The organism is Geothrix sp. 21YS21S-2 (genome assembly GCF_030846775.1).
GTDB lineage: Bacteria > Acidobacteriota > Holophagae > Holophagales > Holophagaceae > Mesoterricola.
In genome coordinates this window covers 3,580,287-3,591,525 of sequence record NZ_CP132910.1, presented here as the reverse complement: position 1 = coordinate 3,591,525, position 11,239 = coordinate 3,580,287, and the positions used below count along the sequence as shown (strand labels likewise).

Genomic DNA, 11,239 nt, shown 5'->3' with positions numbered 1-11,239 from the left:
ATCTGGTTCGATCACCGTTGCACCTTGTCGATGCGGAAACGTGCCGCAGGAGCCCGGCACCCTCGCGAGGACCCTTGACCCTGGGTCCCCAAGGAAATCCGCGGCGCGCTAGCTTTGCTTCCGCCGGAAGACGAACGTCTCCACCCGGCTCCCCTCCTTGCGGGGGATCTCCAGCCGGACCCGCATCGTATCGCCGTCCCGGACGTAGTCCAGGGTCGCGCCGCCGGGTTCGTTCACGAAGCGCGCCCGGCCGGGGGCGGCCTCGGCCACGCGCCAGCGCAGGGGGGTTTCCTCCCGGGGCTTCAGGCCCGGTCCGAAGTGGCGCATGGTGAGCCAGGGGCCGTCGGCCTCCTCCGAGAAGGAGAGGAGCTCCATGACCAGGATCCGGCCGCCCTTGAGCTCCCGGTACATGCCCTGGAGGTTGCCCTGCGCCGGGGCGCTCCAGGTCTCCTCCTGGAGGACGCCGTCCGCCTCGCCCACCCAGGCGCCCTCCAGCCACGCCAGGCGCGGCAGGGAGGGCGCCTGGGCGGCCAGGGCCGTGGCGAGGAGGAGGGCGGGAAGGAGGCGCATCTAGGCCAGGGCGGCCCTGAGGGCGGCGAAGGCTTCGGGCAGGCCCTGGGGCTTCGTGCCGCCGCCCTGGGCCAGTTCCTTCTTGCCGCCGCCGCGGCCGTCCACGAAGGGGGCCATGGCCTTCAGGAGGGCGCCGGCGTCGGCGCCGCCCACCAGGTCCAGGGACACGCTCACCAGGATGGCCAGCTTGTCCTCGGCGAGCCTGGACGCCAGGGCGATGACGGCGCTGCGGTGGCGGGTGCGCACCTGGTCCATCATCTCGCGCAGGGCGGGACCGTCGATGCCCTCCACGGAAAGGGTGACCACGGTGCGGCCTCCCACCTGCTCCACCTGCTCGGCGGCGCCGCCGGAGCCGGCGGCCTTGAGCTTGGCTTCCTTCAGCTCCCGCTCCAGCTCGTGGATGCGGGCCTCCTTGGCGGCGATGACGCCGCCCAGGGCCTCGCGGGGGGTGTTCACCTGGCGGGCCAGGGCGCCCAGGAGGTGCTCGTCCTCCTGGAGGCGGTGCAGGGCCGCGGCGCCGGCCACGGCCTCCAGGCGGCGCACGCCGGCGGCAACGGCGCCTTCGCTGACGATCTTCACCAGGCCGATCTCGCCGGTGTTGGCGACGTGGGTGCCGCCGCACAGCTCCCGGGAGAACCCGGGCACCGAGACGACCCGCACGGTGTCGCCGTACTTCTCGCCGAACAGCGCCATGGCGCCGGCGGCCAGGGCCTCCTCGATGGGCATGACCTGGCTGGTGGTGCGGTAGGCGCCCAGGGTCTGCTCGTTGACGAGGCGCTCGATCTCCAGCACCTGGTCGGGCTCCAGGGGGGCGAAGTGGTTGAAGTCGAAGCGGAGGCGATCGGCGTCCACCACGGAACCGGCCTGCTTCACGTGGGTGCCCAGCACGTCGCGCAGGGCGGCGTGGAGCAGGTGCGTGGCGGTGTGGTGGGCCCGGATGCGGGCGCGGCGCTCGGCGTCCACGGTGGCCAGGACCGTCTCGCCCTCGCGCAGGGCCCGGCTGCCGGAGACCGCCACGTGGTGGAGGTGGCGGCGGGGGGCCGGCGCCGTGGTATCGGTGACCTGGCAGGTGACTCCGTCGGCCCGCAGGACGCCGGTGTCCCCCACCTGCCCGCCGCTCATGGCGTAGAAGGGGGTGTGGTCCAGCAGGACGAAGCCCGTGCCGGTGAGCTCCTTCACGCGCCGGCTCCCGGCGTCGAAGAGGGCCACCACCTTGCCCTGGGCCTCGGTGACGTCGTAGCCCAGGAAGGCCGTGGCGCGCAGGTCGGCCAGGGCGGCGAGGTCCCCGCCCAGGCGGATGTCATGCACCTTCATGGCCGCGCGGCCCTTGGCCTTCTGCTCGCGCAGGGCGGCGTTGAAGCCTTCCAGGTCGCAGGCCAGCCCCCGCTCCCGGCACCAGTCCTCCACCAGGTCCACCGGGAAGCCGAAGGTGTCGTAGAGCTTGAAGATCTCGGTGCCGGGGATGGCGCCGGAGGCGGTGTTGAGCGATTCCAGCTGCTTGAGGCCGGTGGTGAGGGTGAGGCTGAACTGGTTCTCCTCGCGGGCGAGGGTCTTGGCGATGCGGCTCAGCTCCCCTTCCAGCTCGGGGTAGGCGTCGCCCATGGCGGCGAAGACGGAAGGCGCGAGTTCGGCGAAAAAGCGGCCCTCGATGCCCAGCTTGCGGCCGAAGCGCAGCGCCCGGCGGATGATCTTGCGCAGCACGTAGCCGCGGCCCTCGTTGCTGGGCACCACGCCGTCGTAGACCATGAAGGTGGCGGCGCGGATGTGGTCGGCGATGACCTGGCTCGCGGTGCGGTTGGTGGTCTCGGCGCGCTGGGCGGGATCGACCTTGGCGCGCTTCCAGATGGCCTCGAAGATGGGCCTGAACAGGTCGATCTCGTAGTTGCTGTCCACGCCCTGGAGGATGGAGGCCACGCGCTCGAGGCCCATGCCCGTGTCGATGCTGGGCCGCGGCAGGGGCTTGAGGTTGCCCTGGGCGTCGCGGTCGTACTGCATGAAGACGAGGTTCCAGATCTCCATGACCCGGTCGCCCTCGCCGTTGGGGAGGTCGTCGCCGGCGTACTGGGGTCCGCGGTCGTAGTGGATCTCGCTGCACGGGCCGCAAGGGCCGGTGTCGCCCATCTGCCAGAAGTTGTCCTTCTTGCCGAAGGCCAGGATGTGGTCGCGGGGCACGCCCGCCTTGGCCCACATCTCCCGGGCCTCGTCGTCGGCGGGGACGCCGTCGGCGCCTTCGAAGACGGATACCCAGAGGCGCGAGGCGTCCAGGCCCAGGCAGCCCTTGTCGACGGGCCCCGTGACCAGTTCCCAGGCGTAGGCGATGGCGTCGGCCTTGAAGTAGTCGCCGAAGCTGAAGTTGCCGAGCATCTCGAAGAACGTGTGGTGGCGGGCGGTGAAGCCCACCTGGTCCAGGTCGTTGTGCTTGCCCCCGGCCCGCAGGCACTTCTGGGAGGTGGCGGCCCGGGTGTAGTCGCGCTTCTCCTTGCCCAGGAAGAGGTCCTTGAACTGGACCATGCCGGCGTTGGTCCACATCACGGTGGGATCGTCGGCGGGGCCCACCACGGAACTGGAGGCGACCACGCGGTGGCCGCGGGAGGCGAAATAGTCCAGGAAGCGCTGTCGGAGTTCGGAGGTTTTCATGATCCCACTTTCTAGTGACGGAAATGCCGGGTGCCGGTGAAGAAGAGCCATACCCCCAGGCGCTGGGCGGCCTCGATGACGTCCTTGTCGCGCAGGGAGCCGCCGGGTTCGATGATGGCGGAGACCCCGTGCGAGGCGGCCAGTTCCAGGCCGTCGGCGAAGGGGAAGAAGGCGTCGGAGCCCAGGATGGAGCCCCTGGCGCGGTCGCCGGCCTTGCGGCAGGCGATCTCCACGGAGTCCACCCGGCTCATCTGGCCCGCGCCGATGCCCACGGTGCCTCCGTCCCGCACCAGGACGATGGCGTTGGACTTGACGGCCTTGGCCACGGTCTGGGCCAGGATCATGTCCTCCACCAGGGGCTTGGGGCCCCTGCCGGTGGCCTTGACCTGCCACTGCTCGACGGGGGTGAAGGCGTCGTCGGGGCGCTGCACCAGGAAGCCGCCGCCGATGCTGCGCAGGTCCAGGCCGTGGGCCGAAAGGGGCCAGGTGGCGGGGGTTTCCAGGAGCCGCAGCTGCTTCTTGGCGGCGAAGAGGCCGAGGGCCTCCGGGGAGAAGGCCGGGGCCATGACCACTTCCCAGAAGCTCTGGACCATGGCCTGGGCCACCTCCACGCCCACGGGGCGGTTGAAGGCGGCGATGCCCCCGAAGGAGGAGACGGGGTCCCCCGCCTGGGCCTTCAGGAAGGCCTCGAGCACGTGGGGCCCGCGGCCCACGCCGCAGGGGTTGTTGTGCTTGACGATGACGCAGGAGGGGGCCGCGAACTGGAAGACGGTGCGGGCCGCGGCGTCCGAGTCCAGGAGGTTGTTGAAGCTCAGCTCCTTGCCCTGGAGCTGGCGGCAGGCGGCGATGCCCTCCTCCGGGGCCCCGGGGCGCACGTAGAAGGCGGCGGGCTGGTGGGGGTTCTCGCCGTAGCGGAGGGTCTGCTTGGCCTCCAGGCCGATGCTGAGGCGCTCGGGCAGGCCCTCCCCGAGGGCGCCGGAGGCCATCCAGGCGCTGATGGCGGCATCGTAGGCCGCGGTGCGCTGGAAGGCGGCCAGGGCGCAGGCCCGGCGGTCCTCCAGGGACCAGGTGCCTTCGGCCAGCTTCGCCAGGAAGGTCCCGTACTGGGCGGGATCGGTGAGGACGGTGACGGTGGCGTGGTTCTTGGAGGCGGACCGGAGCATGCTGGGGCCGCCGATGTCGATCTGCTCGATGCACTCCTCCGCCGTGGCCCCGGCCCGGGCCACGGTGGCCTCGAAGGGGTAGAGGTTCACCACCACCAGGTCGATGGGGCCGATGCCCAGGCGCTCCGCGTCGGCCGCGTGGGCCGGGTCGTCCCGGCGGAACAGGAGGCCCCCGTGGATCCTGGGGTGGAGGGTCTTCACCCGGCCCCCGAAGGCCTCGGGAGCGCCGGTGTAGTCGGCCACCTCCCGCACCGGCACGCCGGCGTCGGCGAGGGCCTTGAGGGTGCCCCCGGTGGCCAGGAGGTCCCAGCCCTGGTTCACGAGGCCCTTGGCCAGGGGCAGGAGACCCGTCTTGTCGTAGACCGAAATCAGAGCCGTAGCCATGGCATTCCCCGGAAAGATCCATTCTTTCACGGAGAAGCGAAGGGGAAAACCCCGGAAGGGCGATAGGATGCAGGGCAGAGTTAACGGAATTAGCCAATCCGGCCGATCAGGATCAAAAAAGGAGGTCCCCGTGGACGTTCAGGTGGAGGTCCAGTTCACGATCCAGCACACCATGGAGGAGCTGAAGGACCAGTTCGTCCGCCGCGGGCACATCCCCGACTGGCACGTCATCGACGCGGAGACCCGGCCCCAGCTCTTTTTCGAGACCCGCATCGTCTCGTTCAACCTGTCCTCGGAGGAGGACCGGCGGGCCTGGTTCGTGTTCAGCCTGGAGGCCTGCGGGGAACTGCGCAAGCGGGTCCACATCCGTAATGTGGTGCCTTCAGGGGTGACGATCGACATCCCGAACTTGGTGGAATTCCTCAACTTCTGCCGAAATTGCCTGATCGCCACCCCGGGCGCGCCCTAAAGCACCCCTGGTCCGTTCCACCCCTTTGCCTCATGCTTGAAGGCCTGACTCGGGAAAAGCCATGCCGACACTTAAAATCAACGACATCGAGGTGAAGGTCGAGCCCGGGACCCTGCTCCTGGACGCGTGCGCCCAGGCCGGATACCCGGTGCCCAGCTACTGCTACCACTCCGCCCTGACGCCCGTGGCCACCTGCCGCATGTGCCTGGTGGAGATCAAGGGGCAGCCCAAGCTCGCCACATCCTGCACCACCGTGGCCGGGGACGGCCAGGAGGTCTTCACCAACTCCAAGGCCGTGGCCGACGGCAGGGCCGGAGTGATGGAGTTCCTGCTCATCAACCACCCCCTGGACTGCCCCATCTGCGACCAGGCCGGGGAATGCAAGCTCCAGGACTACAGCTACCAGTACGGCAGCGGCGACAGCCGCATGGTCGAGCCAAAGCGCCGCTACCGCTACGAGGACCTGGGCGCCAAGATCGTCATCGACAAGAACCGGTGCATCCACTGCACCCGTTGCGTGCGCTTCACCAAGGAGATCTCGGGCACGGGCGAGCTCATCGTGGCCAACCGGGGCTCGGAGCTGGAGGTCACCACCTACTCCGGGCGCACCATGGACGAGAACCCCCTGGCGGGCAACGTCGTGGACCTGTGCCCCGTGGGGGCGCTCACCAGCCGCGACTTCCGCTTCAACAAGCGCGTGTGGTACCTCAAGCCGGTGCCCACCATCAGCCGCCACTCCCCCATGGCCAACCCCATCTGGGCCGACGTGGACCAGAACCGCCTCTGGCGCTTCCGTCCCCGCCCCCAGGGGACGAAACTCTCCACCCAGTTCATGCTCGACGCCGAGCGCCTCGCCTGGCACCGCTACGACCTGGATCCCGCGACCCGCCTCGTCACGCCGCTCCTGGGCGGCGCGCCCGCCCCGGCCGAGGCCATCGCTGCGCGCCTTCGCGAGGCGGGCTCGGTGGCCGTGGCCGGCCAGGGCACCTTCGGCTGCGACGCCGCCCAGCGCCTGGGCGACCTCGCCTCCAGCCCCGACCTGCGCTACGGCACCGGCGACCGCCTGGAGCAGGTGCAGTTCCCCGCCCTGCAGCTCAGCGGCGACGGCATCTTCAATCGCCGCGGGTTCTCCGAGCGGGGCTTCCGCTTCGGTCACCTGGACGAGCTCCTGGCCCGGGTGAGGAGCGGCGAGGTGAAGGCCGTGGTCCTGCTCCACGACGCCGAGTTCTCCAGCCGCGCCGAGACCGCGAAGCTAGCCGAGATCCTGGAGGCCGTGCCCTTCAGCCTCCTCCTGGAGCCCATCCCTTCCGACCTGCACGGCTCCGCGCGCCTTCCGGTGGCCACCTACCTGGAGGAGAGCGACTTCGTGATCAACCACGAGGGCGAACTGCGCCGCTACCAGAAGGCCCTGGAACCTCCCAGGGGCGTCAAGACCCTCCCCGCCTGGGCCCGGGAACTGGCCGGCGCGATCCACGGAGTCAACGTCTAAGTGTCCGGCATTCTATTGATGGTCTATGACGCCGAGGACCACCGGTGCCGCCGCATGGTGGACTGGGTGGGGCGGCATGACCGGGACGGCCTGGTGGTGACCTTCCCCTACCAGAACGGCGAGCTGGTGCGGGTGGCCCCCGAACTGGCCGGCCTGGAGTTCCCCGGGGAGGTCTACACCCTGGACCTGGACAGCCGTGTGGTGCGCGGAGGCGCCGCCATGGCGCCGGACCTGCTCCGGCGCCTTCCGGGATGGTCCTGGGCCCAGGGGCCCGCGCGGATTCCCTGGGTGGCCCGGCTGATCATCGGGATCATTCGCCGCTGACGGCGAGGCGATAAATTGGATATCCTTTCACCCTCGTGAAAGGCTTCGCCATGCCGGACCTCAACGCCAAGGTCACCCAACGCAAGGATCTGGCGCCGGGCCTGATGATCATCCGGGTGAAGCCCGACGGCTGGGAGCTGCCCCCCTTCAAGCCCGGCCAGTTCGCGGTGCTGGGCCTGCCCGCCGAGGCCCCCCGGAGCCCGGGCGCCCTCCCCGAGGAGGGCAGGGACGCCTTCCCGCGGCGCGCCTATTCCATCGCGTCCTCCTCCCTGGACCGGGACTTCCTGGAGTTCTACATCGTGGAGGTGCCCGGCGGCGCGCTGACGCCGAGGCTCTTCGCGCTCCAGGAGGGCGACCGCCTTTGGCTGGGGCCCAAGCTCACCGGGCTGTTCACCCTGGACCAGGTGGCCCCCGGGCGGAACCTGGCCTTCATCGCCACCGGCACGGGCCTCGCCCCCTACATGTCCATGCTGCGCACGCACCTCGCCTCCGAGCCGGACCGGAAGTTCGCCGTGGTCCACGGCGCCCGCTACGCCAGCGACCTGGGCTACCGGAACGAGCTGTTCCACCTGGAGCGGGACCACGCGAACTTCACCTACCTGCCGGTCCTCTCCCGCCCGGAGTCCGGATGGCAGGGCTTCAGGGGCCACCTGCAGGACTTCTGGGCCGGCGGCGACCTGGAGAAGGGCTGGGGGCTCAGGCCCGCGCCCGGGGACACGGACTTCTTCCTCTGCGGGAACCCGGGGATGGTGGAGGCCATGCTGGGCATCCTGCAGGCGGAGGGCTTCCGGGAGCACACGAAGAAAGAGCCGGGACAGGTCCATTTCGAAAAGTACTGGTGACATCGCCCAAGGGGCGGATGCGGCGCCTTGAGGCGCTTTGTGGCACTTTGCCGTTTGCCGTCCCGGGGCCTTCCCTGGAAGAGTGGGCGTGTTCCAAAAAAACGGCTGACCGGCCCTGTCCGCAATCATTTTTACCTCAGAAAGGAGGACTCCCATGCGGAGGTTGTTCATCGTGGTCTTCCTCGCCTTCGCGGCGCTTTTCGCCGCCTCGGCGACCCAGCCCCCCAGCACCCTCCAGGTGAAGGGGATGGGCTGGGGCAAGTGCCCCTGCGACATCGTGCTCAACGACGGCGACTACTGGGGCGGTTCGATCTGGCTCACGCTGGACGGGAAGGAGTTCCTGGAAGGCGTCTGGTCCGGGCAGGACGGCACGGACACCTGGGCCGGGCCCGGCGAAGCCTTCGGAACCGGGAAGAACGGCGTCTATACCTACGCCTTCAACAAGCTCCCCGACGGGACCTACGCGGACACCTTCGTCGCGCACATCCCCATCGCGACCTTCTCCCTCCCTCCGGGCCTCATGGGCTTCGGAACCTACCAGGGCCCCCACCACATCGTCTCCGGCACCGGGCGCTTCAAGCACGCCAAGGGGATGATCGCGGTCAGCGGCACCTACGTCTGGGGCCCCGCCGCCGGCGGGACCGTGGAGGTGGGCTACTTCTCCCCTGAATACACAGGGTTCATAAACAACGTCCTTCCGGCGAAATAGGCTCCCGCAGGTCAGGAGGAACCTCCCGGCTCTCCAGCCACCGGTCGATCTCGACGGCATATGCGTAGACCGATCCCTGTTTCCGGTGCATGTGGCGGTGCACCGGGAGGTTCTCGCTCTTTTCCCACCGCTGGGCGGTGGCGACGCTGACACGGACGTAACTGGCGATCCCCTTCCAGGAATCCAGGCAATCGCCAGGGTGCCGCGCTTTCACGACGAGCGCTGCCTGCGTTTCGGGGGGCATCGGGCCTCCTCGGAAGGGCCATTGCAATAAATGCTGCATTGCTTTTATACCTGCAAAGATTGGCTTCGCCCGCCTGCCTGTCAAGGGCGCAAAAAACCGGTTGATGGGTTTTTGATGAACGGGAAAAACGGGCGCCCGACCAGGCTATATCTGGGGAAACACAGCCAGCCCCTGATCCAGCCCCCCCTAGAAGGCGACGCCCACCCCGAACGTCCACATGCGCTGGAATTCCTGTCCCGACCCCTGGGCGCCCAGGTAGCCGGCGACGTCGCCCACGGAATTGATGTTCACCGGCTTGTCCTTCGTGATGGGCTGCTGGTAGCTGGCCGCGAAGTAGGGATTGATCACCGGCAGCGGCAGGCTGTAGCGGATGCCCACGCGCAGCCAGGGGCGGGCGAGGTTCTTCGTCTGCTCCGCGCCGGCGAGGGTCAGCTTGTAGTTCTGGAAGCGCTCCATGACGCCCAGCTCCCCGGCGAGACCCGTGAAGGGCACCCAGAACTGGGCGTTGAGGCCCAGGCCCAGGCCCGACTGCTTCAGGCGGCTGTCCACGGTGGCGGCGCCCTGCTGGACCTGGCCGTTGGCCTTCCACTGGGAGAACTCGGCGCCCCACTCCAGCTTCAGGACGGGGCCCACCCGGACGATACGGTGGCTGGCGGTGAAGGTGAAGCCGCTGCCGGTGTCCAGGCTCTTCTGGCGGATCAGGGTGCCGGTGCCCTGGATGAGGGTCTGGGGGAGGTTCTGGCCCTGGGGGAAGGGCACGTCCAGGCGCAGATCCCAGGCCTGGGCGGAAAGGGGGAGGGCCAGGAGGGTCAGGGCCAGGGTCTGGGTCAGGTGCATGGGGGCCTCCGGAAACGCTTCCCTAGGATGCAGCAAAGGGGGTGGGGCTGGAAGTTTCTTGAACAATTCGCATGAAAGGGTGTCATGTTTTTGACTTGACCCTTTTCCCACACCATCTAGGCTATTTACAACTCAGAAAGTCCTGATGACCCCACTCCCCCGCCTCCACTGGTCCACGCTCGGCGAGCCCACCCTGGGGCTCGAGAACCGCTGGGCCGGCGCATGGGAAATCACGCTGGACCGCGCAGGCGCGCCGGCCCTGCCGCCCCGGGAGACCGATCTGTGGGTCATCACGGCCTCCGCCCCGGAACCGCCGCCCGCCCTGGTGAGGGCCGGCGCGGAGGCGGGGGCGCTGCCCATCCTCCTCCTGCTCCCGCCCGGGACCGACGGCGTGCAAGCCCCTTCGCTGTTCCATTGGAGCGCCCTGGGCTCGGTGCGCTGGGGGCCCATGCAGGACCTTCCTCCGGTGCCGGGGCTGCGCCCGGCCACCCTGCCTCCGCTCAACCTCACGGTCACCCAGGCCCTCGCGCTCGGCCTGGTGGGCATCGGCGCGGCCATGCAGGAGGTGCTGGCCAAGGCCAAGGCCGCCTCGGCCACCCGCGCCACGGTGCTCCTCCAAGGGGAGAGCGGCACCGGCAAGGAGATCATCGCCCGGGCCATCCACTCCATGAGCGCGCAGGCCGACCTGCCCTTCGTGCCCGTGCACTGCGGCGCCATCCCGGACAACCTCATCGAGTCCGAGCTCTTCGGCTACACCAAGGGCGCCTTCACCGACGCCCGCAAGGACGCCCCCGGCAAGTTCCGGGAAGCCACGGGCGGCACCATCTTCCTGGACGAGGTGAGCACCATGCCCCTGGGCGCCCAGGTGCGCCTGCTGCGGGTCCTCCAGGAACGGGAAGTGCAGCCCCTGGGCGGCGGAGGCCCCGTGAAGGTGGACGTGCGCGTGGTGGCGGCCACCAACTCCGACCTGTGGCAGCGGGTGCAGGAGGGCTCCTTCCGGGAGGACCTCTTCTACCGCCTGGAAGTGGTGCCCATCACCCTGCCCCCGCTGCGCGCGCGCCGGGAGGAGATCCCCTTCCTCGCCCAGCATTTCCTCAACCGCAAGGCCCGGGAGCACGGCCTCTATCCCAAGGCCATCCACCCTTCGGTGGATTCCCTGCTCATGGCCATGCCCTGGAGCGGCAACGTGCGCCAGCTTGAGAACGCCGTGGAGCGGGCCATCGTGCTCTCCGCGGGGCGCCCCGTGCTCACGCGGGAGGACTTCACGTTCCTGGCGGACCGCATCCCCGAAGGCCGGGAGATCGTCCAGTCCCTGCCCCCCATGGAGTCCTACGCGCCTTCCGGCGTGGTGTCGGCCGCGCAGTCCATGGACCTGCCCGCCGAGGGGGTCGACCTCAACCAGGTGGTCTCGGACGTGGAGAAGAAGCTCATGCTCCAGAGCCTCCAGGTGACGCGGGGCAACAAGAAGCGCGCGGCCGAGCTCCTGGGCCTCAAGCGGACCACGTTCCTGGAAAAGATGAAGCGGCTGGACCTGGAGGACGTCGCGCCGGACGGTGCCGAGGCCTGATAAC

Annotated in this window: 11 protein-coding genes; 6 read left to right on the top strand and 5 right to left on the bottom strand. The window is 69.4% G+C overall.

Features of this window, described 5'->3' with window-relative positions; genetic code table 11:
* Positions 1-108 precede the first annotated feature (108 nt).
* From RAH40_RS15865 to purH, 3 genes are read right to left on the bottom strand one after another with little or no spacing between them, the layout of a single operon-like run.
* Positions 109-570 carry a DUF6265 family protein gene (locus RAH40_RS15865; RefSeq protein WP_306598542.1) on the bottom strand — a complete coding sequence of 154 codons (462 nt, stop codon included), beginning with the start codon at positions 568-570 and terminating at the stop codon, positions 109-111.
* Positions 571-3,207, bottom strand: a complete 2,637-nt coding sequence (gene alaS / locus RAH40_RS15860; protein ID WP_306598541.1) for an alanine--tRNA ligase — start codon at positions 3,205-3,207, stop codon at positions 571-573.
* Between the two features lie 11 nt (positions 3,208-3,218).
* Positions 3,219-4,754 carry a bifunctional phosphoribosylaminoimidazolecarboxamide formyltransferase/IMP cyclohydrolase gene (gene purH, locus RAH40_RS15855; RefSeq protein WP_306598540.1) on the bottom strand — a complete coding sequence of 512 codons (1,536 nt, stop codon included), beginning with the start codon at positions 4,752-4,754 and terminating at the stop codon, positions 3,219-3,221.
* A 130-nt stretch (positions 4,755-4,884) separates the two neighbouring features.
* Here purH and RAH40_RS15850 point away from each other — a divergent pair, with 130 nt between their 5' ends.
* The 5 genes from RAH40_RS15850 to RAH40_RS15830 all read left to right on the top strand — a co-directional run bounded on the left by RAH40_RS15850 (position 4,885) and on the right by RAH40_RS15830 (position 8,587).
* Positions 4,885-5,223, top strand: a complete 339-nt coding sequence (locus RAH40_RS15850) for a hypothetical protein (RefSeq protein WP_306598539.1) — start codon at positions 4,885-4,887, stop codon at positions 5,221-5,223.
* Positions 5,224-5,284: 61 nt separating this feature from the next.
* Positions 5,285-6,712 carry a 2Fe-2S iron-sulfur cluster-binding protein gene (locus RAH40_RS15845; RefSeq protein ID WP_306598538.1) on the top strand — a complete coding sequence of 476 codons (1,428 nt, stop codon included), beginning with the start codon at positions 5,285-5,287 and terminating at the stop codon, positions 6,710-6,712.
* Complete coding sequence (locus RAH40_RS15840; protein WP_306598537.1) at positions 6,713-7,036, top strand: hypothetical protein; 324 nt, start codon at positions 6,713-6,715, stop codon at positions 7,034-7,036.
* 35 nt (positions 7,037-7,071) lie between these two features.
* Positions 7,072-7,878 carry a ferredoxin--NADP reductase gene (locus RAH40_RS15835; RefSeq protein WP_306598536.1) on the top strand — a complete coding sequence of 269 codons (807 nt, stop codon included), beginning with the start codon at positions 7,072-7,074 and terminating at the stop codon, positions 7,876-7,878.
* 154 nt (positions 7,879-8,032) lie between these two features.
* The gene (locus RAH40_RS15830; RefSeq protein ID WP_306598535.1) at positions 8,033-8,587 is read left to right on the top strand and encodes a hypothetical protein; all 555 of its coding nucleotides are present in this window, start codon (positions 8,033-8,035) and stop codon (positions 8,585-8,587) included.
* On the opposite strand, the gene RAH40_RS15825 is transcribed toward RAH40_RS15830, so the two are convergent.
* Together RAH40_RS15825 and RAH40_RS15820 are read right to left on the bottom strand one after the other, a co-directional pair.
* Entirely contained in the window at positions 8,559-8,831 is a 273-nt protein-coding gene (locus RAH40_RS15825; RefSeq protein ID WP_306598534.1) for a hypothetical protein, read from the bottom strand. The two genes, RAH40_RS15830 and RAH40_RS15825, sit on opposite strands and share 29 nt — an antisense overlap.
* A gap of 186 nt (positions 8,832-9,017) precedes the next feature.
* Positions 9,018-9,668, bottom strand: coding sequence for a hypothetical protein (locus RAH40_RS15820; protein WP_306598533.1), 651 nt, complete (start codon positions 9,666-9,668; stop codon positions 9,018-9,020).
* A 145-nt stretch (positions 9,669-9,813) separates the two neighbouring features.
* Here RAH40_RS15820 and RAH40_RS15815 point away from each other — a divergent pair, with 145 nt between their 5' ends.
* Complete coding sequence (locus RAH40_RS15815; protein WP_306598532.1) at positions 9,814-11,235, top strand: sigma-54-dependent Fis family transcriptional regulator; 1,422 nt, start codon at positions 9,814-9,816, stop codon at positions 11,233-11,235.
* Positions 11,236-11,239 lie beyond the last annotated feature (4 nt).

Excerpts from the sequence above, each read along its gene's own strand:
- RAH40_RS15865 (WP_306598542.1), bottom strand. The coding sequence starts at position 570 with ATGCGCCTCCTTCCCGCCCTCCTCCTCGCCACGGCCCTGGCCGCCCAG.
- alaS (WP_306598541.1), bottom strand. The coding sequence starts at position 3,207 with ATGAAAACCTCCGAACTCCGACAGCGCTTCCTGGACTATTTCGCCTCC.
- purH (WP_306598540.1), bottom strand. The coding sequence starts at position 4,754 with ATGGCTACGGCTCTGATTTCGGTCTACGACAAGACGGGTCTCCTGCCC.
- RAH40_RS15845 (WP_306598538.1), top strand. The coding sequence starts at position 5,285 with ATGCCGACACTTAAAATCAACGACATCGAGGTGAAGGTCGAGCCCGGG.
- RAH40_RS15830 (WP_306598535.1), top strand. The coding sequence starts at position 8,033 with ATGCGGAGGTTGTTCATCGTGGTCTTCCTCGCCTTCGCGGCGCTTTTC.
- RAH40_RS15825 (WP_306598534.1), bottom strand. The coding sequence starts at position 8,831 with ATGCCCCCCGAAACGCAGGCAGCGCTCGTCGTGAAAGCGCGGCACCCT.
- RAH40_RS15820 (WP_306598533.1), bottom strand. The coding sequence starts at position 9,668 with ATGCACCTGACCCAGACCCTGGCCCTGACCCTCCTGGCCCTCCCCCTT.
- RAH40_RS15815 (WP_306598532.1), top strand. The coding sequence starts at position 9,814 with ATGACCCCACTCCCCCGCCTCCACTGGTCCACGCTCGGCGAGCCCACC.